Raw genomic sequence first — 22,555 nt, 5'->3', positions numbered from 1 at the left:
GGCTAGAGCCGGTCGACCGCCGTGACCGTCACGACCGCTTCCCCGGCGTCATCGGATGCCGCGAGGTCGACCGTCGCCGAGATGCCCCAGTCGTGGTCGCCGGCGGGATCATCGAAGATCTGGCGCGCCGTCCACGTCGTCTCGCCGGGGGTCAGGATCAGCAGCGCGGAACTGCGCGCATCCGCCCCGGTGAGGATCTGGTCGTGCTCGGCGAAGTAGCCGTCGAGGGCGTCGTTCCAGGCATCCGCTCCGAAGGCGGGATCGAGTTCGGCGAGGGCGCCGGCGTCTTCGCGTGCGGCGAGCTGCACCCGGCGGAACAGTTCGTTGCGCACGAGGGTGCGGAACGCGCGCACGTTGCTCGTCAGGCGCTTCGGCGCGGGCGGGACGATCTCGTCGGGGGAATCGACGCGTCCGTTGTCGATGCCGGCCCGCAGCTCCTCCCACTCGTCGAGCAGGCTCGAGTCGACCTGGCGCACGAGTTCACCCAGCCACTCGATCAGGTCGCGGAGGTCTTCGGTCTTGAGCTCTTCGGGGATGGTCTGGGACGCCGCGCGATAGGCATCCGACAGGTAGCGCAGCACCACGCCCTCCGAGCGGGCGATCTTGTAGAAGGCGACATATTCCCCGAACGACATGGCGCGCTCGTACATGTCGCGCACGACCGACTTGGGGTGCAGTTCGAAGTCGCGGATCCACGGCTGCGCGGCGCTGAAGGTCTCGAACGCGGCGGTCAGCAGCTCGTCGAGCGGCTTCGGGTAGGTGACCTGCTCGAGCAGCTCCATGCGCTCGTCGTACTCGATGCCCTCGGACTTCATCGCCGCGACCGCCTCGCCGCGAGCCTGGAACTCCTGCTGGCTCAGCACGGCGCGCGGATCGTCGAGAGTGGCCTCGACGATCGAGATCATGTCGAGTGCGTAGCTGGGGGACTCGTCGCCCAAGAGCTCGAACGCCGCGAGGGCGAACGGAGACAGCGGCTGGTTGAGGGCGAAGTTCGGCTGCAGGTCGACCGTGAGTCGGATCTCCCCGGCATCCGTCTGCTCCACCACTCCCGATTCGAGCAGGGTGCGGTAGATGCCGATCGCGCGCAGGGCGAGTTCGCGCTGGCGTGCGCGCGGCTCGTGATTGTCGTATACCAGCGCGTGCATATTGCCGAACACGTCGCCCCCGCGGCCGATGACGTTGAGCATCATCGCGCTGGTGATCTGCATGTGCGAGGTGAGCGTCTCGGGTGTCGCATCGATGAGCTTGCGGAACGAGGGCTCGCCCCACGACACGAAGCCGTCGGGCGCCTTCTTGCGGATGATCTTGCGCTTCTTCTTCGGGTCGTCACCCGCCTTGCGGATGGCGGCGAGGTTCTCGCTCTCGTGTTCGGGCGCCTGCGCGACCACGGTTCCGGCGGTGTCGTAGCCCGCACGACCCGCACGGCCGGCGATCTGATGGAACTCGCGGGCGTTGAGCTGCCGCATCCTCGTGCCGTCGAACTTGGTCAGTGCGGTGAGCAGCACGGTGCGGATCGGCACGTTGATCCCGACGCCGAGCGTGTCGGTGCCGCAGATCACGCGCAGCAGACCGCGCTGCGCGAGCTGCTCGACGAGACGACGGTATTTGGGCAGCATCCCCGCGTGGTGCACGCCGATCCCCGCCCGCAGGAAGCGCGAGAGCGTCTTGCCGAACGCCGTCGTGAAGCGGAACGCACCGATCAGATCCGCGATCGCGTCGCGCTGCTCGCGGGTGGCGACCTTCGTGCTCGACAGCGCCTGTGCCCGCTCCATCGCCGCGGCCTGCGAGAAGTGCACGATGTACACCGGTGCCTGGTGGGTGTTCAGCAGTTCCTCGATCGTCTCGTGGATCGGGGTCTGCTCGTAGAAGAAGTGCAGGGGCACCGGGCGCTCGACACCGGTCACCGTCGCCGTGTCGCGGCCCGTGCGGCGGGTCAGGTCGGACGCGAGCGCGGTCACGTCACCGAGCGTGGCCGACATCAGGATGAACTGCGCCTGCGGCAGCTCGAGCAGCGGCACCTGCCACGCCCATCCGCGGTCGGGGTCGCCGTAGAAGTGGAACTCGTCCATCACGACCTGGCCGACCTCGGCATCCGTCCCCTGCCGCAGCGAGAGGTTCGCCAGGATCTCGGCGGTGCAGCAGATGATCGGAGCATCCGCGTTGACCGAGGAATCACCCGTGACCATGCCGACGTTCTCGGCGCCGAACACCTCGACCAGTGCGAAGAACTTCTCGCTCACCAGGGCTTTGATCGGCGCGGTGTAGTAACTGCGGCGTCCGTCGAGCAGGGCGGCGAAGTGCGCGCCGATCGCGACGAGTGACTTCCCGGTGCCGGTCGGGGTCGACAGGATCAGGTTGTTGCCCGACACGATCTCGATGATCGCCTCGTCCTGCGCGGGGTAGAGGGTCAGGCCGGTCGACTCGGCCCATTCGACGAACGCCGTGTAGACGGCATCCGCATCGGATCCGTCGGGAAGGGTGGCCGGGTCGAGGAGGGATGCCATGGTGCTTCGATCATCCCATCCGGCGCGGGCGGTCGATGTCTCAGACCGAGGTCGCGGCGCGCAGCGCGATGCGGATCATGTCGCCGAAGGTCTGCTCGCGGTCCTGCGCCGTGGTCTCCTCGCCCGTGACGATGTGGTCGGAGACCGTGCAGATCGCGAGCGCGCGGCGGCCGTGGAAGGCGGCGAGCGTGTAGAGGCCCGCGGCCTCCATCTCGACGCCGAGGATGCCGTGCTTCACGAAGGGCTCTGTGAGTTCGGGACGCGTGCTGTAGAACTGGTCGCTCGAGAACAGCTGGCCCACGTGCACGGCCGAATCGAGTTCTTCGCTCTCGCTCGCCTCGACCGCCGCGCGCAGCAGGGCGAAGTCGGCGACGGGGGCGTAGTCGAGCCCGTGGAAGCGCACCCGGTTGATGCCCGAGTCGGTGCTCGCGGCGTTCGCGATGATGATGTCGCGCACCTTGAGCTTCTCGGTCAGCGCACCGCACGAACCCACGCGCACGATCGTCTGCACGTCGTAGGAGTCGAACAGCTCGTTCGCGTAGATCGCCATCGAGGGCTGACCCATGCCCGAACCCTGCACCGAGACGCGGTGGCCCTGCCAGGTACCGGTGAAACCGAGCATCCCGCGGGTCTCGGAGTAGAGCTCGGCGTCATCGAGGAAGGTCTCGGCGATCCACTTGGCCCGCAGCGGGTCGCCGGGGAAGAGGACGATGGGGGCGATCTGACCGGGCTCCGCCGCGATGTGGGTGCTCATTCCTCCAGCGTAATCAGAGGGCGCAGAAGCGCGGCATCGGATCAGCCGGCCCGCCGCACCATCTCGCCGATCCAGATCGGGGCGAACGGAGAGGTGCAGCCGGGTGCCGTCGGGTAGTCGGCGAGCACCTGCAGGCGGTCGCCGATCGCGAGGGCGCGCTCGCGCAGATCCGGATGATGGATGCCGATCTGCGCGAGCGTCTCGTTCATCGACCATTGCGGCCGTGCCGGGGCATCCTTCATCTGCGCCTCGATCAGATCGAGCAGACGGTCGAGGTCGATGCCGTCGGGGTCCTTGACGACCCGCACCGAGGTGAGCGACCAGGCCGCCGCAGCGACCGTCGGATCGGCGTCGTCGAACCAGCGCAGGCGCATCTCCTCGGCGAGCGGGCTCTTCTTGGCGACGTAGTTCACGAACCAGTCGTTCACCTTCGGCGGATCGGTCTCGCGCAGCATGGCGTCGAGTTCATCGGCGCTGAAGTCCTTCGGGCGGCAGACGAGGAGGGCGAGCAGGCGGGCGGGCGTCTCGCCCGTCGCCCACAGCTCCTGCGCGAGCGGGTGGTCGATCTTGATGGTCTTCGCCAGCGCGCGCAGGCGGCTCAGGTTCATGCCGTGGTCGTCGCCGCGCTTCTCGTTGGCCGCGCGCATCTTCGGATCTTCGAGGGCGGCGAGTTCGGCGAGCGCCCGGTCGAGGGTGACGTCGCTCATGGGACCAGAGTAGGCCGCACGGCGGACATTCCGACGTCCGGATGCCGCCGTCGGATCACTCGTCGTCGACGAGCTCGCCGCGGATACGGCGGAGATCCTCCATGAGCGATCCGATGAGGATCCAGTGCTGGCTCGACGGCGGCCGGATCACGAGCGGCGCGGTGAGGGCCGGGATGGCGGAGGTCAGCGTCTCGGGTTCGGGGGCGACATCGGCGATCTGCACGGCGAGGCGCACGTCGTGCCCGGCTCGACGAAGTTGCTCGGCGATGGCGATCACCGCGGGTTCCTCGCCGATCGAGTCGTCGTAGTGGTCGGCGTAGGCGCGGGTCATCCCGATCACCTGTGTGACGATCGGCGACAGCCGTTCGAGCAGCACGCGCATCTCCCGCAGATCCGCACGGTGCGTGGACCGTCGGGGATTGAGGGTGAGCGATTCCTCGCCCGCGGCGATCGCGGCATCCGCGGCATCCTTCATCGGGCGCAGCAGGCGGGCCTCGAGCATCAGCTCCTGCATCCGTGCCGGAGGTTGCGGGTTCGGGAGCGCGTCGGCCAGCCGGTCGAGGCTCGCCGCGAGCTCGGCACCGAGCAGGCCGAGGTGGTGACGCGCGGGGGCCACCAGCACGGGCGGCACGATCAGGGCGTTCACGACGATGCCGATCGCGACGCCGATGAGCGTCTCGATGATGCGGGCGAACGCGTACTCGGGGCTCGACGAGCCCAGGGCGAGCACGAGCATGGCCGAGATCGCGACCTGGTTGCCGGTGCCGGGGGAGGCGCGGAAGATCCAGGCCACGAGCATCGCGACGACGATCGCGAGCAGCACGATCCAGCTCGGCGACCCGAGGAGCAGCCCCAGGCCCATCGCGATCACGACGCCCGCGATCACCCCGATGCTGCGCTCGAGGGCTTTCGAGAGCGACTGGTTGACGCTCGGCTGCACGACGAGGAGGGCGGCGATCGCGGCGAACACGGGCAACTGCGAGGGGAAGACCCATCCGGCGATGAGCCAGGCGGCGATGGTCGCCGCCGCGGATTTCACGACCTGCAGCAGCGGGGATCGCTGGCTGGCGCGGATCGCGGCGGGAATGCGCATGTCCCCACGGTAGTCCCGGAGCGCCGCATCTCGGGGTGTGCGCGGGAACGGGTGGATGCTTCGACCAATTGCTGATATACCGGCGTAACCAGTTAGTGGTTCGATGTACCCATGGACCAGGGACAACGGCTGCGCGGCGAGACCGTCGCGGTCTGGGCCACGGTCGTCTGCTTCGTGCTCGGCACCTCCGCCGGCTTCCTGCTGCTGGGCCCCGAGCCTCGGATGCTCATCGGCTCCGGCTCCCTGGCGCTTCCCGCCGCCTCCGCCGCCGGTGTCATCGCCGGCGGCGCCTTCGTCGTGAGCACTCTCCGGCATCGCCGGAACGAGACCGCGCCGATGCCGCGCTGGCAGCGCATCATCACCGATATCTCGGCGATCGCCCTCACCGTCGCCTTCGCCGGTGTCGCGGGGATGGGCGTGCTCCTCGGCACCCAGGTGCTGGCGATCGGGCTGCAGGGCCTCGAGCTGACGCTCGTCGGCGGCGCACTGGTCACCGGGTTCGCCGCGGCCGTGGGTGGACGCTTCGCCTTCGCCGCGGGCATCGGGCTGCGCACGGCCGACCTGTCGAGCATCCTGTTCGGCTATTTGGTGATCGGCACCCTCTTCGCGATGGTGACCGCCGCCGACCCCCGATGGTGGGAGATCAACTTCTCGCAGCTCGGCATGGGCGACGACGCCTGGGCGTTCAACGGCACCCTGGTCGTCGCCGGTGCGCTGGTCGGCACGGTCGGCGCGTACATCGGCCGCGACCTGCACCGCATCCTCGGAGACCCGGCGCTCGGACGCATCGCGGTCACCTCGGGACTGTGGATCGTCACCGGGTTCGCGCTCGCCGGGGTGGGCCTGCTGCCGCTGCACCGCTTCCCCGAGGCGCACAACATCGTGGCGCCCATCACGCTCCTGTTCTTCGCGGCGTCGATGACCGTGACGGCGATCGTCGTGCCCGGGGCACCGCGCGCACTGAGCATCACCACGATCGGGGTGGGGGCGCTGGTCACGGTCGCGTTCGTGCTGTTCGCGGTCTTCGGTCTCATCACGATGACCGCGCTCGAGGCGATGGCGGTCGGTCTCGGGCTGCTCTGGATGACGACCCTCGTGCGCGTGCTCGCGATCCTCTCGCCCGACGTGCCGCGTCCGTCGGCGCGCGCGCACCTGCTGCACGCCTGACCCGGGCGCCGAGCATCCGCCTTCGAACGGGTGCTGTCAACCCCGTCGTCTCGATCGGCGATGCCGTGCTGAATAGGAATCCGACTTACAAGGAGGAATCACCATGGCGCAGATCATCGAGACCATCGACGTGGACGTCCCCGTCGCCACCGCCTACAACCAGTGGACCCAGTTCGAGAGCTTCCCGCAGTTCCTGTCGGAGGTCGAGTCGATCACCCAGATCGACGACACCCACAACCGCTGGAAGGTCAAGGTCGGCGGTGTCGAGCGCGAGTTCGACGCCGAGATCACCGAGCAGCACCCCGACGAGCGCGTCGCGTGGAACAGCATCGGCGGCGACACCGAGCACGCGGGTGTCGTGACCTTCCATAAGCTCTCCGACATCAAGACACGGCTCACCGTTCAGATCGACTGGGAGCCCGAGGGCTTCGTCGAGAAGGTCGGCTCTCTCGTGGGAGCCGGATCGCACGCCGTGAAGAAGGACCTCGAGAACTTCAAGGAGTTCATCGAGACGCGCGGCGCCGAGACCGGCGAATGGCGGGGCGACGTCGACGCCTGACGTACGCGGGCTCGATCGCCGAGCCACCCCTCTGCAGTCCAGCCACCCCCTTCTGCCCCGTGCAGGAGGGGGTGGCTCGCGTGTAAGGGGGTGGGTCGGCCGAAGATAGGGAATCCGCCCGATGTCGGGAGGGGGCCTCAGAGCGTTGTCTAGGGATATCGACAACGAGGAGGCGTCATGTACGAGCAGACCTATTCGCACCAGGTGGTCACCGCATTCGAGCAGCAGCAGCGGGAGCGGGGGATCGAACGGCGCCGGTCGATCCGCGAGCACGCCGACCAGATCGTGCCGCGGCCGGTGGGAGTGATCGGGCGGATGCTGGGGCGTCGGGCGAGTGCACTTCCTGTGGTGCGAGGCCGGCGTCGGGCGCCCGCCCCGCAGGGCTCGACGACGGATGCAGCGCCCGCACGCAGCCGCGCCGCCGGTGTGCCGCGCGAGCCGGTCGCGGCCCGGTGAATCCGGCCGTCGCACTGCGCCGAGACCGGCCCGGCGTCGGCGATCGGGCGAGCCCGGCGGATGTCGGAGGGGAGTGGCACGATGAAGGCATGTCCTCCTTCGCGCCGAGCTCCGCGATGGTCGGGCGCGAAGCCGAGATCGGCCTCGTGCGCCGGCTCTTCGAGAGTGCGGCCGAGGGCGTCCCGGTCGGTGTGCTGATCGACGGCGAAGCCGGTATCGGCAAGTCGCGGCTGCTGCGCGAGTTCGCGACCGAGGTCTCGACGCGCGCCGACGTGCACGTGGGCTGGTGCCTCGATCTCGGCGCGGCCCGCACCGCCTACGGGCCCCTCACGGCGATCCTGCGCTCGATCGTGGGGCATCTGGGTGCCGAACGCGTGCGCGAGGCCGTCGGCGTCGGTGCCGAGGCGCTCGGCATGCTGCTGCCCGAACTCGTCGACGAGCCCGCCGACCGGGCGCGCACGAGCCCCGACCGCCTGCGCGACGCGATCGCCACGCTCATCGAGACCGCGGCCGAGGCGGCCCCGCAGGTGCTCGTGATCGAAGACCTGCACTGGGCCGACGAGTCGACGCTCGCGCTCCTCTCCTTCCTGCTGCGCACCCTCGCGCGGGGGCGGGTGCTCCTGCTGCTCAGCTGCCGCAGCGACGACGTGCGCCGGGGCGATGCCGTGAGCCGGTTCATCGTCGAGGCGACGCGGTCCCGCCTGATCGAACGGGTGACTCTGCCCCGGCTCGACGGCGACGCCGTGCGCGCCCTGGCCGAGCAGCTCACCGGTCGCTCGGTCTCCGACGGCGCTCTCGCCCGCATGCAGGAGCGGGCAGAGGGAGTGCCGTTCTTCGTCGAGGAGATCGCCGACTGCACGACGGGTCCGCTGCCCGACGGCCTGCGCGACGTGCTCCTCACCCGCTTCGATCGCCTCGGCGACGACGCGCAGCGGGTGGTGCAGGTCGCCTCGGGAGCCGAGCGCCCCCTCTCGCACCCGCTGCTGTCGACGCTGGCGGGGCTGCCCGAGGATCGGCTCGACGAGGCGATCCGTGAGGCGGCGCGCGGCGGCATCCTGGTGATCGATTCCGACCTCTACCGGTTCCGGCATGCGCTGCTGCGCGAGGCCGTGCACGACGACCTCCTACCCGGTGAGCGGTCTCGGCTGCACCGCGCCTACGCCGAGGCGCTCGAGGCGCAGCGCGACGGAACCGACGGTGTCGACACCGCCTCGCTCGCACATCACTGGCATCTCGCGCAGGACGAACCGCGCGCGCTCCTCGCCTCGATCGACGCGATGCGCGACGCGAAGGGACGCTTCGCGTTCGCGGCCGCCGCGCGCTTCGGCGAGCTCGCGCTCGAGATCTGGCCGAGCGTGCCCGACGCCGCGACCGTCGCCGGACTCTCGCACGTCGACCTGTTGCAGACGCTCGGATCGGTGCTCCGCAATGCCGGTGACGGCGAACGCGCACTCGCCGTGATCAGCGCCGCACTCGACGAGATCGACCCCGAGACCGTCGCGCCGAGGCTCCATGCCCGTCTGCTGCGAGACAAGGCCCAGTACCTTGCCAACCTCGGCCGTCCCGGCGCGATCCCGCTCACCGAGCAGGCACTCGACCTCGCGGCGCGGGTCGGCGACGACGCGCTGCACGCCACCGTTCTCAATCAGCTCGCCAGTCGCTACATGGTCGCCGGGCGACTGCGCGATGCGCTCCGCGTCGCCGACGAGGCCGAGCAGATCGCGAGCCGTGCGGGCGACCGCGATCAGATGTCGATCGCGGCGAACGTGCACGGTGTCTCACTCGCACACCTCGGCGACATCACGGGCGGCATCCTGGAGTTCGACCGCGCGCGTGACCTCGCCCGCAGCTCCAATGCCGACCTGCGCTACCGCGTCAACTACTCCGATGCCCTCACCCTGCTCGGTCGCTACGGCGAGGCGGTGCTCATCGCCGAAGAAGGCCTCGCCCTCGCGCGATCGCTCGGTGTCGGTCGCAGCTCGGGCTCGATCATGATGCAGAACATGTCGGTCGCGCTGTTCGAACGCGGCGAGATCGAGCGGGTCGACGAGATGATGTCGCGCGATCACCGGCAGGGAGCGCTGCGGGTCTTCCGCATGTACTCGAGCATGACGCGGGTGCGCGCACTCGCCTGGCGCGGGCGGTCGACCGAGGCCGCCGACATGCTGCGCGAGTGGCGCCCGGCCTTCGTCGAGACCGGGCAGACCGAGCGGCAGATCTGGTACGACCTCATCACGATGACCGTCGCCGTGGCCGAGAGCGCGGGCGACCTGCGCGGTGCGCTCGCCGAGATCGTCGTGATGCTCGACGACGACGGCCCCGTACTGCTGCACCAGAGGCGACTGCTGCTGCAGGCGGCGGCGATCATCGCCGATCTGCGCGCCGAGGGCGACGACACCGCTGCGGTGTCGGAACGGGTGGCGGATGCCTGGGCGGCGCAGCCCGCTCAGCTGCTCGCCGACTCGTGGTCGCCGATCGTCGAAGCGCTGCTGTCGCCGTCCGACCCCGCGTTACAGCGAGCGATCGACCTGGCCGAGGGAGACGACGTGCCCGTCGTGTTCCGCGTCATCACCCGTCTCGAGCGAGCGCGACTGCTGCTGCGCACGGGCGATCGAACGGCGGCGGGGATGCTGCTGGCCGAAGCCGCGACGATCGCGCGGGCCCTCGGCCACGCCCGCCTCATGACCACGGTCACGACGTTCGCGCACGCGGCGGGGCTCTCGCTCGATCCGGTGCGCGGTGACAGCGCGGCGACGGCATCCGCGTCCGATCCCGACGCGCTCACCGCCCGCGAACGGCAGGTGCTCGACCTCCTGGCCGAGGGGCTGAGCAACCGCCAGATCGGCGAGCAGCTCTTCATCAGCGTCAAGACGGTGAGCGTGCACGTCTCGGCCGTGCTGCGCAAGCTCGGTGTCAGCACCCGTACCGAGGCGGCCATCGCGGCGGGTGCGCGCACGCCCGCCCAGGTGAACTCCCGACCGGGCGTGATACGGTGACCTTGCTCCTCCTTCCGGGGGATCGTTCATCACCGGCCCGCGAATCTCCACGAGACGTGTGCGGCCCTCTACACGGATCCGACTTCTGCGCCGATCGGTTCGGCACGGATTCCGAAAAACCTTCATCTCACGCCTCCTCGCCGGAGAGCGTCACCCTGTACCCATCGGATGCTCCGGTGCGGTGCTGCGGCCGTGTACAACAGCGGCCACATCAAAAAAGAAAGAAGAAAACACATGGCCACTGGCACTGTGAAATGGTTCAACGCGGAAAAGGGCTTCGGCTTCATCGCTCCCGATGACGGCACCGACGACCTGTTCGCCCACTACTCGGCGATCACCGGAAGCGGCTTCAAGGAGCTGCGCGAGAACCAGAAGGTCGAATTCGACGCTGAGCGCGGCCCCAAGGGCATGCAGGCTGCGAACATTCGCCCCCTCTGATCCCTCGTGATCGTATGAGGCCGGTCGGCTCCTTCGGGAGCCGGCCGGCTTCTTCGTTTCCGGGGTGAGGCCCTTCGTCTCGCTCCGCTCGCTCAGGAACCGGATCAAGCTCCGCTCGCTCAGGAACCGGCTCGGGGACCACTGGAATACGGGTAACGATGCGGCCACCCGAATTGAGGTTCGCCTTACTTCGGGTTACATTAGGTCAGCCTTACCAAACCGGCGCGACTCTGCGCCTCACCCCTCCTCAACCCGAAGGGATCTGCTGTGCGCACTTCTCGTCTCCTCGCCGTCGGTGCCGCCGCGGCACTCGCGCTGAGCCTCACGGCCTGCGCGACGTCCGCCTCCGAGAGCGGTTCGGATGCCGGCGCCAACCCGGCCTCCGACGACGCCTTCCCCGTGACGATCGAGCACGTCTACGGCGAGACCACGATCGAGTCCAAGCCCGAGCGCGTGGCGACGGTCGCCTGGGCGAACCACGAGGTGCCGCTGGCGCTCGGCATCGTGCCGGTCGGTTTCAGCAAGGCCAGCTGGGGCGACGACGACGACAACGGCATCCTGCCCTGGGTCGAGGAGAAGCTCGACGAGCTCGGCGGCGAAGAGCCGGTGCTCTTCGACGAGGCCGACGGCATCGACTACGAGGCCGTCGCCGACACGAACCCCGATGTCATCCTCGCCTCGTACTCCGGCCTGACGCAGGAGGAGTACGACACCCTCTCCAAGATCGCTCCGGTCGTCGCCTACCCCGAGATCGCCTGGGGCACCCCGGTCGACGAGATGATCGAGATGAACTCGAAGGCCCTCGGCCTCCAGGAGGAGGGTCAGGCCCTCATCGACGACCTCCACACCGACGCCGATGCAGCGCTCGAGGAGAACAGCGTCCTCAAGGACAAGAAGGTGCTCTTCGCCTTCTTCGACCCCACCGACCTGAGCCAGATCGGGTACTACACGGCCGTCGACACGCGCCCCGGCTACCTGCACGACGACCTCGGTCTGCCGTTCCCCTCGATCGTCGAGGAGTCCGCCGACAGCAAGGAGTTCTACCTGTCGGTGAGCGCCGAGGACGCCGCGAAGTTCGACGACGTCGACGTGATCGCCACCTACGGCGACGAGTCGCTCATCGCGACCCTGCAGGCCGACCCGCTGCTGTCGAAGATCCCGGCCATCGCCGAGGGACGCATCGCGATCCTCCCCGACGCCACCCCGATCGCGGCATCCGCCAACCCGTCGCCGCTGTCGATCCCGTGGGGTCTCAGCGACTACCTCGCCCTGCTGGCCGCGCCGCTCGCTCAGTAATCGATCAGTCCGCTCGCGCGGAGTGACACCTCAGTGACCGCCACCACCACCATCGCGCCGGGCGCCGCAGACCTGCGGCGCCCGGTGCTGGTGCGCACGCTCTGGCTTCTCGCCGGAGTCGCACTCCTGCTGGTCCTCAGCATCCTGTCGGTGTCGTTCGGCGTGCGCGCCGTGTCGTTCGACGACATCGTCGCGGCGTTCAGCGGGCACAGCGACACGATCGAGCAGGCCGCCATCGTCAAGCGCATCCCGCGCACGGTGCTCGCTCTGCTCGTCGGTGCCGCGCTCGCTCTCTCGGGTGCCACGATGCAGGCCGTCACCCGCAACCCGATCGCCGACCCCGGCATCCTGGGCGTCTCGAACGGCGCGTCGCTCGCCGTCGTCATCGGCATCGCCTTCTTCGGACTGGCCAACCCCTACGGGCAGATGGCCTTCGCGATCGTCGGTGCCGCCGCCGCGGCGACCTTCGTCTACACCGTCGGGTCGCTCGGCCGCGGCGGCGCGACCCCCCTCAAACTCGCCCTGGCGGGCGCCGCCACCTCGGCCGCGTTCGCCTCGCTCATCAGTGCCATCATGCTGCCACGCGTCGATCTGCTGCAGACGTTCCAGTCGTGGCAGGTCGGTGGCGTCGGCGGCGCCGAGTGGCCCCGCATCGCTCTCACCGCCCCCGTGCTCCTCGTCGGTGCCCTCATCTGCTTCGCCAGCTCGCGCGGCATGAACTCGCTCGCGCTGGGCGACGACATGGCCAAGGGGCTGGGCGAGCATGTCTTCCGCACCCGGATGCTGTCGGCCCTGGGCGCCGTGATCCTCGCCGGTGCCGCGACGGCCATCGCCGGACCGATCGGATTCGTCGGCCTCGTCATCCCCCACGTCTGCCGCATGCTGATCGGCACCGACCACCGCTGGCTGCTGCCGTTCTCGGCGGTCGCCGGCGCCGCGCTGCTGACCGCGAGCGACATCGTCGGCCGTGTGATCTCGCCGTCGTCCGAAGAGATCCAGGTCGGCATCATCACCGCGATCATCGGCGCCCCGTTCTTCATCTGGATCGTCCGCCGTCAGAAGGTGCGTGAGCTGTGACCACGACCGACCGCACGAACTCGTCGGGAAGCACCGGCCCCGCCGGTGCCCCCGAACACACGCTCGACCGCCCGGAGCAGACGGCATCCGCCCGCGTCGCCGCCATCGTCGCCGGGCGCCGTGCGCGCCACCGCCGTCACGCCAGCGCGACGATCGTGCTCGGCATCCTCGTCTTCGCGCTGTTCGCCGTGGCGCTCATGGTCGGCAACACGTTCTACACGCCCGACGAGGTCATCCGCGTGATCCTCGGCGAGACCGTGCCCGGGGCCTCGTTCACGGTCGGCGACCTGCGTCTGCCGCGCGCGGTGCTCGCGATCCTCACCGGTTTCGGATTCGGCATCGCAGGCGTGAGCTTCCAGACCCTGCTGCGCAACCCGCTCGCCTCGCCCGACATCATCGGCATCTCGGCGGGGGCGGGCGCGGCGGCCGTGTTCGGCATCATCGTGCTGTCGCTCAACGGCCCGGTCGTCTCGGTCTTCGCGCTGGCCGGCGCCGTGCTCACCGCGCTCGTGATCTACCTGCTCTCGATCAAGGGCGGCTTCGCGGGCACCCGGCTCATCCTGATCGGCATCGGCGTCGCGGCCATGCTGCAGAGCCTCATCTCGTACATGCTGTCGCGCGCCGCGAACTGGGACATCCAGACCGCGATGCAGTGGCTCACCGGCAGCCTCAACAACGCCTCGTGGGAGCGGGTGCTGCCGATGGCGATCGCCGCAGCCGTGATCGTCCCGCTGATGCTGTCGCAGGGGCGGGCGCTGGGTGCCCTGCAGCTCGGCGACGACTCGGCGTCCGGCCTCGGCATCCGCGTGAACGTCACCCGCCTGCTGTTCATCCTCGGAGCCGTCACCCTGCTCGCCTTCGCGACCGCCGCGACGGGGCCGATCGCCTTCGTCGCGTTCATGGCCGGTCCGATCGCTGCGCGCATCACCGGCCCGGGCGCGAACCTGCTGCTGCCCAGCGCCTTCGTCGGCGCCGTGCTCGTGCTCGGCAGCGACCTGATCGCCCAGTTCCTGCTCGGCACCCGCTACCCGGTCGGCGTCGTCACCGGCGTGCTCGGCGCTCCGTATCTGATCTACCTGCTCATCCGCACCAACCGCTCGGGAGGATCGCTGTGACCGTCTCGCACAGCCTGTCGGCCGAAGGGGTCACCCTCTCCTACGGCGACCGCACCATCATCGACGGCCTCGACCTCACGGTCGCGCCCGGCAAGATCACGACGATCGTCGGGGCGAACGGATGCGGCAAGTCGACGCTCCTGCGCTCGCTGGCGCGCCTGCTCTCGCCGGCCGCCGGGCAGATCGTGCTCGACGGAAAGTCCGTGCATGCGCGACCGACCAAGGAGGTCGCCCGCATCCTGGGTCTGCTGCCGCAGTCGCCGGTCGCGCCCGAGGGGATCGCCGTCGCCGACCTCGTCGGGCGCGGGCGGCATCCGCATCAGAAGACGCTCGCCCGCTGGAGCGCCCACGACTACGAGGTCGTCGCCGATGCGCTCGACGCCACCGGGGTGACCGAGCTCGCCGACCGCAGCGTCGACGAACTGTCGGGCGGACAGCGCCAGCGCGTGTGGATCGCGATGGCACTCGCGCAGGAGACCGACATCCTGCTGCTCGACGAGCCCACCACGTTCCTCGACGTCGCCCACCAGGTCGAGGTGCTCGACCTGCTCACCGACCTCAGCGTCGCCCGCGGCACCACGATCGTGATGGTGCTGCACGACCTGAACCTCGCCGCGCGCTACGCCGACGAGCTCGTGGCGATGAAGGAGGGGCGCGTGCACGCGATCGGCGCCCCGGCCGAGGTCGTCACCGCCGAACTCGTCGAAGAGGTCTTCGGCCTCGCCAATCAGATCACCATCGACCCGGTCTCCGGCAAGCCGATGGTCACACCCATCGGGAGGCACCATGTCCGCTGAGACCACCACCACCGAGAAGCCGGCGTACATCCTCGCCCGTGCCGAGGTGCGCCGGGTCGAACGCGTCTCGCCCAACTTCGTGCGGGTGACCTTCGGTGGCGCGGACCTCGACGAGTTCGGCACGCCGGGTGGGGTGTTCGACGCCCGCATCAAGCTGATCTTCCCGCCGGCATCCGGCATCCTGCCCCCGCTGGAGCGCGACGCCCCCGACTGGTGGGCGTCGTTCCTGGCCGTGCCCGAAGACGAGCGCGGAACCATGCGCACGTACTCGATCCGCGACCTGCGGGTCGATCCGGCCTCGGGAGACACCGAGGTCGACATCGACTTCGTGCTGCACCTCGCGCCCGGGCTCACCGGTCCCGCATCGCGGTGGGCGAGCGCGGCCCAGGCCGGGCAGGAGCTCATCATCATCGGACCGCGTCGCGGCGTGGTCGCGGGCGGCGGCACCGAGTACCGGCCCGGCGATGCGCCCTCGGTCGTGCTGGTGGGTGACGAGACCGCGGCCCCCGCGATCGCGCGCATCCTCGAAGACGCCCCGCGGGACCTGCGCGGCACGGCGTTCATCGAGGTGCCGTCGGCGGCCGACGAGCTCGCGATCGACGCTCCCGCCGGGGTCGAGGTGCACTGGCTGGCGCGCGACGCCGACCAGGCCCACGGGCTCCGGGTCATTCCGGCGGTGCTCGCGCACCTCGGAGACGCGGATGCCTCGGACGAGATCGCGGTGAAGGACATCGAGAGCGACGACCTGCTGTGGGAGACGCCGGCGTACTCGGGGCTCGGCGAGGAGATCGCGGCATCCGACGCCCCCGGCGATCGGTACTTCTGGATCGCCGGCGAGAGCGGTGTGGTCACGACCCTCCGCCGTCACCTCGTCAAGGACCTCGGCATCGACCGCGGCCAGGTGGCGTTCATGGGCTACTGGCGCCGCGGCGTCGCCATGCGCGGCTGAGTTCGCGAGGTCGCCCCGCCTAGCGCGCCGACCGGTGCGAAATGTCGGATATGGCGGCCCAGAACCGACGTTTCGCACCGATCGATGCAGAAGTCCCGCCACCCGGATGGGCGGCGGGACTTTCGCTGGGCCGGACGGATGCCGTGCGGCGGGGTTACTTCGCGAGGAAGTCCTTCAGCGCCGCGTTGACCTCGTCGGCGTGGGTCCAGAGGAGGCCGTGCGGGGCACCCTCGACCTCGACGTACTCGGCCGCGGGAACCGCCTGGTGGAAGCGGCGGGCGGTGGCGTCGATCGGGAGGATGTTGTCCTTCGTGCCGTGCAGGATCAGCGTGGGCTTCGCGGCGGCGGCCACGGCCTCGACGTCGGAGCGGAAGTCCTCGATCCACGACGGGACGACGGCGTAGGCGGCGACGGGCGCGCTGCCGATCGCGACGTTCCAGCTGCCGGTGACGGCCTCCTGGCTGATGCGCGATCCGAGGTTCTCGTCGAGGTTGTAGAAGTCGTTGTAGAACTGCGTGAACCAGGCGAAGCGGTCGCCCTTGGCAGCGGCCTCGATGCCGTCGAAGACGTCCTGCGGCACACCCTCGGGGTTGTCGTCGCGCTGCACGAGGAAGGGCTCGAGCGAGGCGAGGAAGGCGAGCTTCGCGACGCGGTCGGAGCCGTAGCGGCTGACGTAGCGGGCGAGCTCTCCTGTGCCCATCGAGAAGCCGACGAGCACGACGTCGCGCAGGTCGAGGGTCTCGAGCACAGTGTTGAGGTCGGCGGCGAAGGTGTCGTAGTCGTAGCCGACATTGACCTTCGACGATCCGCCGAAGCCGCGGCGGTCGTACGTGATGACGCGATAGCCCTGGGCGAGGAGTTCGCGGGTCTGGCGCTCCCAGCTGTGGCCGTCGAGCGGGTAGCCGTGGATCAGGACGACGGGCTGACCCGAACCCTGGTCTTCGTAGTAGAGCTCGATCGGGGTGCTGTTCTCGTTCCCGACGGTGATGTAACCCATGATCCTGATCCTTTCGGTTCGGTGAGAACGATCGTTCTCACCTGATGTGATCAATCTAGAGAACGATCGTTCTCATGTCAAGTAGACTTCTGGCATGACCGAAGACGAGGCACGCGAACGCATCCTCTCCGCCGCCGAGGAGCTCTACTACCGCAAGGGATACGCGGCCGTCGGCATGGACGAGCTGCGCCAGTCCGCCGGCGTGTCGCTGCGCCGCCTCTACGGTCTCTTCCCCGCGAAGAACGACATCGTCGCGGCGGTGCTCGAGCGCAAGCACGGCGAGTGGGAGTCCGGCCTGACGGCCGCCGTGACGGATGCCGGGGGCGACCCCCGCGCCCGCCTGCTCGCCGTCTACGGGTACCTCGAAGACTGGTTCTGCACGGATGACTTCCGCGGCTGCGCGTTCATCAATGCGTTCGGCGAGCTCGGCGGCACGAATCCCGAGGTCGCCGAGCTCGTGCGCTCGCACAAGGCCTCGTTCCAGGAGTACATGTCGGGCCTCGTCGCGAGCACGGGCGCCTCGCCCCTCCTCGCCGCGCAGCTGTCGATCCTCGCCGAGGGTGCGCAGAGCACGGCGGCCATCTCGGGCGACGCGGCGGTCGCGGCTCAGGCGCGGGGTGCCGCCGAGGTGCTGATCGACGCGGCGGTTGCGGCCTGACTCCGGCCGATTCTCGAAGCGCAGCGCGGCCGACCCAATTCGCTAGCCAGGCTAGACAATTGCCAGGCGAGAGTCAAGGCCCCTGCGGCGGCGCCGACCCCTCGGTATCGTCCGGGGCATGGAGTCACAGACGAAGGGCATCGCCCGACAGAGCCTGATCATCGCCGCGGCATCCTTCATGCTGATCGCGGCCGCCGTCGGCGCCGGAGCGTTCGGCGGAGCATCCGTCGACGATCTGCAGGACGGCGCACTCTCGGCGCAGGGGTCGTACCTCGCGCCCGCCGGCCCCGCGTTCTCGATCTGGTCGCTGATCTACATCGGCCTGCTCGCGTACACGGTGTGGCAGGCGCTGCCCGCGCAACGGGCGGATGCTCGGCAACAGGCCGTCGGCGGGTGGATCGCCGCCTCGATGGTGCTGAACGGCCTCTGGTTGGTGACCGCGCGGTTCCTGACGCTGTGGCTCACGGTGATCGTGATCGCGCTGCTGGTGGCGGTGCTCGCCCGGGTGATCGTGCTGCTCGGGCGGTTCCCCGCGAAGAACCTCGCCGACCGCATCCTCACCGACGGTGCCAACGGCCTGCACTTCGGCTGGGTCACGATCGCGACCGTGGCGAACACCGCAGCGTGGTTCACGCAGATCGCCCCGGCGGACTGGGCCGATCAGGCGGATGTCTGGGCCGTCGCCGTGCTCGTGGTGGTGGCGGTCATCGGTGTCGCGGCGGCACTCGTGACCGGCCGCATCGCCCCGGCCCTCGCGACGGCATGGGGCCTCGTCTGGCTCGCCGTCGGACGCTTCACCGACGCCCCGGAGAGCGTGCCGACCGGCATCGCGGCCCTCGTGGTCGCCGTCGTGCTCGTGCTCGCGGGCGTGATCGGGGTCGTGCGGGGGCGGGCGGCTCGCTGAGACATCACTTCGGTATCGTGTGCGCATGGCCACCGAGAAGAAGACATTCACCACGGCGATCGGCGTCGACGTCAAGGGCGAGACGTGGAGTTGCGTCGAGATCCCGGATTCGGCCGAGTTCTTCGGCACGGGGAAGACCGTCAGGGTCGATGCCGTGGTCGACGACCTCATCCTGGAGAACGTCGGTGCGATGGTCACGGGAACCGGCGGTCACATGGTCTCGCTGAGCGCGAAGGTTCGCAAGGCACTCGGCAAGGACATCGGCGACGAGGTTCAGGTGACCGTCACCCCGCGATAACGCGGCTCAGACGACGAGGCGGTAGCCCATCCCCGACTCGGTGAGCAGGTGCACGGGCGCACTGGGCTCCTGCTCGAGCTTTTTGCGCAGCTGCGACATGTACAGCCGCAGGTAGCCGGAGTCGGAGACCTGCTCGCTGCCCCAGATCTCCTTCAGCAGGTCCTGGCGGGTGACGAGGGCTCCCGGATGCCGAGACAGATGCTCGAGCATCCGCCACTCCGTCGGGGTGAGGTGCACGCGCGATCCTCCGCGCGTGACGGTCTTGGTCGCGAGGTCGACGACAACATCGCCGAACGTCACGGTCGACTCGCCGCCGGCTGGAACCGCGCGCCGCGACAGCGCCCGCAGGCGGGCGAGGAGCTCGTCGACCTGGAACGGCTTGGTAACGAAGTCGTCGGCTCCGGCATCCAGCGCCTCGACCTTGTCGGCGGAGCCCGTGCGTCCCGAGACGACGATGATGGGCACGTTCGTCCAGCCGCGCAGGGCCTGGATCACCTCGATGCCGTCGAGTCGCGGCATGCCGAGGTCGAGCATGATGAGGTCGGGGTGGGTCTGGGCGGCGGCGGCGACCGCGGCGGCACCGTCGGCCGCGACGACCACCTCGTATCCGTGTGCGGCGAGCGTGATGCGCAGCGCCCGCACCATCTGCGGATCGTCGTCGGCGATGAGGAGCTTCACTCCGTGTCCTCCGTGTCGGCGCCGGCCAGCGGCAGTGAGATGACCATCGTGAGGCCGCCCCCGGGGGTGTCCTCGGGAGTCAGGCTACCGCCCATGCCCTCGGTGAAACCGCGCGACAGGGCGAGTCCGAGACCCAGGCCGGTCGTGTTGTCGGTGTCGCCGAAGCGCTGGAACGGCTGGAAGATGCTGTCGCGTCGCTCCACCGGCACGCCCTCGCCGCGGTCGATGATGCGGATCTCGGCCCGCTCTCCCAGGGCGCTCGTCGACACGAGCACGCGGGTTCCGGCGGGGGAGTGGCGGTGCGCGTTCGCGAGCACGTTCACGATCACGCGCTGCAGCAGCACCGGGTCGGCCCGCAGGGCGGGGAGGGCCGGATCCAGGGCGAGCTCGACGTCGGCCGGCCCGAGACCGAGTTCGTCGACGGCGGCGAGGATGGGGCCGGTGGCATCGAGGCGCGTCGACGAGACTGCGAGCACGCCCGCTTCGACCCGGCTGACGTCGAGCAGGTCGGTGACGAGGGTCGAGAGGGTCGAGAGACTCTCGTCGGCCGTGGCGAGCAGCTCGGCGCGGTCGTCGGGGGAGAGGTCGTGGGCTCCGCGCAGTCCGCCGATCGCCGCGACCGCCGAGGCGAGCGGGCGGCGCAGATCGTGGCTGAGCGCCGAGAGCAGGGCGCTGCGCACCTGGTCGGTCTCGGCCAGTGCGGCGGCCTCCTTCGCCGTCTCGCGCAGCCCGGTGTGCTCGATCGCGGCCGAGAGCTGCGCCACGATCGCGTCGAGCAGGCGCCGGGCCGGGGCGTCCAGCGCATCGCCGCTGAGTTCGAGCACGGCGTGCGACGCGCCGACCTCGACCGTCGTGGTGCGACCGTCGGCGAGCGGCTCGCCGTCGCTGGCCAGCACCTCGCCCTCGGCCGTGAGCAGTCGCACGCCGCTCAGCCCGAACGCCTCGCGCGTGCGGCTGACGAGCGCCAGCACGGCGTTGTCCCCGCGCAGCACGTTGCCGGCGACGGCCGCGAGCAGTTCGGCCTCGGCGGTCGCTCGTTTCGCGGTGCGGGCACGGCGCGCGGCCTGGTCAACGATGATGCTCACGAGGATCGCGATCACGACGTAGAGCGCGAGGGCGAGCACGTGCAGGGGGTGCGCGACGGTGATCGTGAACAGCGGCGCGACGAAGAGGAAGTCGAGGGTGATGCCCGACAGCACGGCCGCGAACACGGCGGGACGGATGCCGCCGATCAGGGCCACCACGACCACGAGCAGTTGATAAGCGAGCACCTCGGAGGTGATCGACTCGGGGCTGCGGAATGCGAACATGATCCACGACAGCAGCGGCCCGAAGGCGAGCGCGACCGCGAAGCCGAGCAGTTGCCGTCGCCAGCCGAGTGCCCCGCCGGTGATCCGGGGGAGGGCGATGCGTCCACCGGCGGCGGCGTGCGTGACGATGTGCACGTCGATGTCGCCCGAGCGGCGGATGACCTCGGAGCCGATGCCCGGTCCGGTCAGTGCCGCCATCAGCCGCCCGCGCCGGCTCACGCCGATGACGAGCTGCGTGGCATCCGCTCCCTGCGCGAATTCCACGAGGGCGCCGGGGATGTCGTCGCCGATGATCTGGTGGAAGCTGCCGCCGAGCGACTCGACCAGCGCGCGCTGCGCCGCGAGTGCGCCGGGGGTCTCGTCGCGCAGGCCGTCCTGCGTGGAGATGTGCACCGCGAGCAGTTCGCCGCCCGCCGAACGTGCGGCGATGCGGGCACCGCGACGCAGCAGGGTCTCGCCCTCCGGGCCTCCGGTCAACGCCACGACCACGCGCTCGCGGGCCTGCCAGGTGCCCTCGATGCCCTGCTCGGCGCGGTAGCTGCGCAGGGCGCTGTCGACCTCGTCGGCGAGCCACAGCAGGGCCAGTTCGCGCAGCGCCGTGAGGTTGCCCAGCCGGAAGTAGTTCGAGAGAGCGGCGTCGATGCGCTCGGCCGGGTACACCAGACCCGCCGAGAGGCGGTCGCGGAGGGTCTGCGGGGCCAGGTCGACGACCTCGATCTCGTCCGCGGCCCGCACCACGGCATCCGGGATCGTCTCCTGCTGCGCGATGCCGGTGATCTTCTCGACCACCGCGTTGAGCGACTCGATGTGCTGCACGTTCACGGTCGTGACGACGTCGATCCCGGCATCCCGGATCGCCTCGACGTCCTGCCAGCGTTTCGGATGCCGCGAACCCGGAACGTTCGTGTGCGCGAGCTCGTCGACCAGGGCGATCTCGGGCCGGCGGGCGATCACGGCGTCGACGTCGAGCTCGGTGAGGGCGATGCCCCGGTGCTCGGTGGTGCGCCGCGGCACCTCGGGCAGACCGATCGTCTGGGCGAGGGTCGCGGCACGGCCGTGGGTCTCGACGACCGCGATCACGACATCGCGGCCGTCGTCGAGCAGGCGCCGCCCCTCGGCGAGCATTTCGAAGGTCTTGCCGACGCCGGGGGCCGCGCCGAGGAGAACGCGGAGACGGCCCCGCCGCTCTCGTGTCATTCGCCCTCCCGCTCATCGAGCGCGAGATTGAGTTCGGCGACGTTGATGCGCTCTTCGCCGAGGAATCCCAGATCCCGCCCTTGAATCCTAGACTCCACGAGCTGGCGCACCGTGCCTTCGTCGAGGTCGCGCGCTGCCGCCACCCGCGGCACCTGCAGCAGGGCGTACGCGACGCTGATGTGCGGGTCGAGTCCCGAGCCGGATGCCGTCACCGCGTCGGCCGGCACCTCGGCGGGGCTCACGCCCTCGCGCTCGGCGATGGTGGCTCTGCGCTCCTCGATCGCGGCGATCAGGTCGGCGTTCTCCGGGCCGAGGTTGCTGCCGCTGGAGGCCGCGCCGTCGTAGCCGTCGCCGGCGGCCGAAGGGCGGGACTGGAAGTACTCGGGAAGCGCGTCGCCGTCGGAATCCGTGAAGGACTGGCCGATCAGCGCGCTGCCCCTGTCGTCGGCGAGGGGTGAGCCGTTCGCCTGCGCGGGCAGGATCAGCTGGCCGATGCCGGTGACGACGAGCGTGTAACCGACGCCGAGCACGAGGGTGAGGACGAGCATCGCGCGGACGGCGACGCCCGCGGTGCGGACGGTGGTGCGGGTGGACGACATGAGGGG

21 protein-coding genes are annotated in these 22,555 nt (G+C 69.9%); 13 read left to right on the top strand and 8 right to left on the bottom strand.

Going from position 1 to position 22,555, the window contains the following annotated elements:
• Positions 1-2: 2 nt before the first annotated feature.
• The 4 genes from ACI2JZ_RS13660 to ACI2JZ_RS13645 are packed head-to-tail and all read right to left on the bottom strand — an operon-like array spanning position 3 to position 5,058.
• Positions 3-2,504 (bottom strand): DEAD/DEAH box helicase, encoded by a 2,502-nt coding sequence (locus ACI2JZ_RS13660; protein WP_404598056.1) that lies wholly within the window; start codon positions 2,502-2,504, stop codon positions 3-5.
• A gap of 40 nt (positions 2,505-2,544) precedes the next feature.
• The gene (gene deoD / locus ACI2JZ_RS13655) at positions 2,545-3,258 is read right to left on the bottom strand and encodes a purine-nucleoside phosphorylase (protein ID WP_404598055.1); all 714 of its coding nucleotides are present in this window, start codon (positions 3,256-3,258) and stop codon (positions 2,545-2,547) included.
• A gap of 41 nt (positions 3,259-3,299) precedes the next feature.
• Complete coding sequence (locus tag ACI2JZ_RS13650; RefSeq protein ID WP_404598054.1) at positions 3,300-3,965, bottom strand: DNA alkylation repair protein; 666 nt, start codon at positions 3,963-3,965, stop codon at positions 3,300-3,302.
• A 55-nt stretch (positions 3,966-4,020) separates the two neighbouring features.
• Positions 4,021-5,058 carry an aromatic acid exporter family protein gene (locus tag ACI2JZ_RS13645; RefSeq protein ID WP_404598052.1) on the bottom strand — a complete coding sequence of 346 codons (1,038 nt, stop codon included), beginning with the start codon at positions 5,056-5,058 and terminating at the stop codon, positions 4,021-4,023.
• A 111-nt stretch (positions 5,059-5,169) separates the two neighbouring features.
• Here ACI2JZ_RS13645 and ACI2JZ_RS13640 point away from each other — a divergent pair, with 111 nt between their 5' ends.
• The 10 genes from ACI2JZ_RS13640 to ACI2JZ_RS13595 all read left to right on the top strand — a co-directional run bounded on the left by ACI2JZ_RS13640 (position 5,170) and on the right by ACI2JZ_RS13595 (position 15,908).
• The gene (locus ACI2JZ_RS13640; protein ID WP_247957476.1) at positions 5,170-6,225 is read left to right on the top strand and encodes a DUF998 domain-containing protein; all 1,056 of its coding nucleotides are present in this window, start codon (positions 5,170-5,172) and stop codon (positions 6,223-6,225) included.
• Positions 6,226-6,328: 103 nt separating this feature from the next.
• On the top strand, positions 6,329-6,784 hold the full coding sequence (locus ACI2JZ_RS13635) for an SRPBCC family protein (protein WP_404598050.1): 456 nt from the start codon (positions 6,329-6,331) through the stop codon (positions 6,782-6,784).
• A gap of 177 nt (positions 6,785-6,961) precedes the next feature.
• Positions 6,962-7,240, top strand: coding sequence for a hypothetical protein (locus ACI2JZ_RS13630; RefSeq protein ID WP_404598048.1), 279 nt, complete (start codon positions 6,962-6,964; stop codon positions 7,238-7,240).
• 89 nt (positions 7,241-7,329) lie between these two features.
• On the top strand, positions 7,330-10,236 hold the full coding sequence (locus ACI2JZ_RS13625) for an AAA family ATPase (RefSeq protein ID WP_404598047.1): 2,907 nt from the start codon (positions 7,330-7,332) through the stop codon (positions 10,234-10,236).
• Positions 10,237-10,470: 234 nt separating this feature from the next.
• Positions 10,471-10,674, top strand: a complete 204-nt coding sequence (locus ACI2JZ_RS13620; RefSeq protein WP_247623732.1) for a cold-shock protein — start codon at positions 10,471-10,473, stop codon at positions 10,672-10,674.
• Between the two features lie 267 nt (positions 10,675-10,941).
• A complete protein-coding gene (locus ACI2JZ_RS13615) occupies positions 10,942-11,970 on the top strand; it encodes an iron-siderophore ABC transporter substrate-binding protein (protein WP_404598046.1) in 1,029 nt (342 codons plus the stop codon).
• A gap of 33 nt (positions 11,971-12,003) precedes the next feature.
• Positions 12,004-13,047 (top strand): iron ABC transporter permease, encoded by a 1,044-nt coding sequence (locus ACI2JZ_RS13610; RefSeq protein ID WP_247623730.1) that lies wholly within the window; start codon positions 12,004-12,006, stop codon positions 13,045-13,047.
• Positions 13,044-14,162, top strand: a complete 1,119-nt coding sequence (locus ACI2JZ_RS13605; RefSeq protein ID WP_247623729.1) for an iron chelate uptake ABC transporter family permease subunit — start codon at positions 13,044-13,046, stop codon at positions 14,160-14,162. Before ACI2JZ_RS13610 ends, ACI2JZ_RS13605 begins: the two co-directional genes overlap by 4 nt.
• Positions 14,159-14,959: an ABC transporter ATP-binding protein gene (locus ACI2JZ_RS13600; RefSeq protein ID WP_247623728.1), complete on the top strand. Its 801-nt coding sequence runs from the start codon at positions 14,159-14,161 to the stop codon at positions 14,957-14,959. Before ACI2JZ_RS13605 ends, ACI2JZ_RS13600 begins: the two co-directional genes overlap by 4 nt.
• Positions 14,949-15,908, top strand: coding sequence for a siderophore-interacting protein (locus ACI2JZ_RS13595; RefSeq protein ID WP_404598045.1), 960 nt, complete (start codon positions 14,949-14,951; stop codon positions 15,906-15,908). Before ACI2JZ_RS13600 ends, ACI2JZ_RS13595 begins: the two co-directional genes overlap by 11 nt.
• A 154-nt stretch (positions 15,909-16,062) precedes the next feature.
• On the opposite strand, the gene ACI2JZ_RS13590 is transcribed toward ACI2JZ_RS13595, so the two are convergent.
• Positions 16,063-16,905 (bottom strand): alpha/beta fold hydrolase, encoded by an 843-nt coding sequence (locus ACI2JZ_RS13590; RefSeq protein ID WP_404598044.1) that lies wholly within the window; start codon positions 16,903-16,905, stop codon positions 16,063-16,065.
• Between the two features lie 94 nt (positions 16,906-16,999).
• Between ACI2JZ_RS13590 and ACI2JZ_RS13585 the strand changes: the two genes are divergently transcribed.
• From ACI2JZ_RS13585 to ACI2JZ_RS13575, 3 genes are all read left to right on the top strand, one after another.
• Entirely contained in the window at positions 17,000-17,563 is a 564-nt protein-coding gene (locus tag ACI2JZ_RS13585; protein WP_404598043.1) for a TetR/AcrR family transcriptional regulator, read from the top strand.
• Positions 17,564-17,681: 118 nt separating this feature from the next.
• Complete coding sequence (locus ACI2JZ_RS13580) at positions 17,682-18,467, top strand: tryptophan-rich sensory protein (RefSeq protein ID WP_247957483.1); 786 nt, start codon at positions 17,682-17,684, stop codon at positions 18,465-18,467.
• Positions 18,468-18,492: 25 nt separating this feature from the next.
• Positions 18,493-18,765, top strand: a complete 273-nt coding sequence (locus ACI2JZ_RS13575; RefSeq protein WP_247623723.1) for a DUF1905 domain-containing protein — start codon at positions 18,493-18,495, stop codon at positions 18,763-18,765.
• A 6-nt stretch (positions 18,766-18,771) separates the two neighbouring features.
• Here ACI2JZ_RS13575 and ACI2JZ_RS13570 read toward each other — a convergent pair whose 3' ends face one another.
• Genes ACI2JZ_RS13570 through kdpC form a run of 3 tightly spaced genes read right to left on the bottom strand, consistent with a single transcriptional unit; the run spans position 18,772 to position 22,549 of the window.
• Entirely contained in the window at positions 18,772-19,443 is a 672-nt protein-coding gene (locus ACI2JZ_RS13570) for a response regulator (protein WP_308194251.1), read from the bottom strand.
• On the bottom strand, positions 19,440-21,950 hold the full coding sequence (locus ACI2JZ_RS13565; protein WP_404598042.1) for an ATP-binding protein: 2,511 nt from the start codon (positions 21,948-21,950) through the stop codon (positions 19,440-19,442). The genes ACI2JZ_RS13570 and ACI2JZ_RS13565 overlap by 4 nt, the downstream gene beginning before the upstream one ends.
• Positions 21,947-22,549: a potassium-transporting ATPase subunit KdpC gene (kdpC, locus tag ACI2JZ_RS13560; protein ID WP_404598040.1), complete on the bottom strand. Its 603-nt coding sequence runs from the start codon at positions 22,547-22,549 to the stop codon at positions 21,947-21,949. The genes ACI2JZ_RS13565 and kdpC overlap by 4 nt, the downstream gene beginning before the upstream one ends.
• Positions 22,550-22,555 lie beyond the last annotated feature (6 nt).

This window comes from Microbacterium sp. NPDC087868, assembly GCF_044900755.1.
Classification (GTDB): domain Bacteria; phylum Actinomycetota; class Actinomycetes; order Actinomycetales; family Microbacteriaceae; genus Microbacterium; species Microbacterium galbinum.
This window is presented reverse-complemented; position numbering and strand designations above follow the sequence as displayed.

Bases quoted from the DNA above. Each gene is read 5' to 3' on its own strand.
- ACI2JZ_RS13660 (WP_404598056.1), bottom strand. From the start codon at position 2,504: ATGGCATCCCTCCTCGACCCGGCCACCCTTCCCGACGGATCCGATGCG.
- deoD (WP_404598055.1), bottom strand. From the start codon at position 3,258: ATGAGCACCCACATCGCGGCGGAGCCCGGTCAGATCGCCCCCATCGTC.
- ACI2JZ_RS13650 (WP_404598054.1), bottom strand. From the start codon at position 3,965: ATGAGCGACGTCACCCTCGACCGGGCGCTCGCCGAACTCGCCGCCCTC.
- ACI2JZ_RS13645 (WP_404598052.1), bottom strand. From the start codon at position 5,058: ATGCGCATTCCCGCCGCGATCCGCGCCAGCCAGCGATCCCCGCTGCTG.
- ACI2JZ_RS13640 (WP_247957476.1), top strand. From the start codon at position 5,170: ATGGACCAGGGACAACGGCTGCGCGGCGAGACCGTCGCGGTCTGGGCC.
- ACI2JZ_RS13635 (WP_404598050.1), top strand. From the start codon at position 6,329: ATGGCGCAGATCATCGAGACCATCGACGTGGACGTCCCCGTCGCCACC.
- ACI2JZ_RS13630 (WP_404598048.1), top strand. From the start codon at position 6,962: ATGTACGAGCAGACCTATTCGCACCAGGTGGTCACCGCATTCGAGCAG.
- ACI2JZ_RS13625 (WP_404598047.1), top strand. From the start codon at position 7,330: ATGTCCTCCTTCGCGCCGAGCTCCGCGATGGTCGGGCGCGAAGCCGAG.
- ACI2JZ_RS13620 (WP_247623732.1), top strand. From the start codon at position 10,471: ATGGCCACTGGCACTGTGAAATGGTTCAACGCGGAAAAGGGCTTCGGC.
- ACI2JZ_RS13595 (WP_404598045.1), top strand. From the start codon at position 14,949: ATGTCCGCTGAGACCACCACCACCGAGAAGCCGGCGTACATCCTCGCC.
- ACI2JZ_RS13590 (WP_404598044.1), bottom strand. From the start codon at position 16,905: ATGGGTTACATCACCGTCGGGAACGAGAACAGCACCCCGATCGAGCTC.
- ACI2JZ_RS13585 (WP_404598043.1), top strand. From the start codon at position 17,000: ATGACCGAAGACGAGGCACGCGAACGCATCCTCTCCGCCGCCGAGGAG.
- ACI2JZ_RS13580 (WP_247957483.1), top strand. From the start codon at position 17,682: ATGGAGTCACAGACGAAGGGCATCGCCCGACAGAGCCTGATCATCGCC.
- ACI2JZ_RS13575 (WP_247623723.1), top strand. From the start codon at position 18,493: ATGGCCACCGAGAAGAAGACATTCACCACGGCGATCGGCGTCGACGTC.
- ACI2JZ_RS13565 (WP_404598042.1), bottom strand. From the start codon at position 21,950: ATGACACGAGAGCGGCGGGGCCGTCTCCGCGTTCTCCTCGGCGCGGCC.
- kdpC (WP_404598040.1), bottom strand. From the start codon at position 22,549: ATGTCGTCCACCCGCACCACCGTCCGCACCGCGGGCGTCGCCGTCCGC.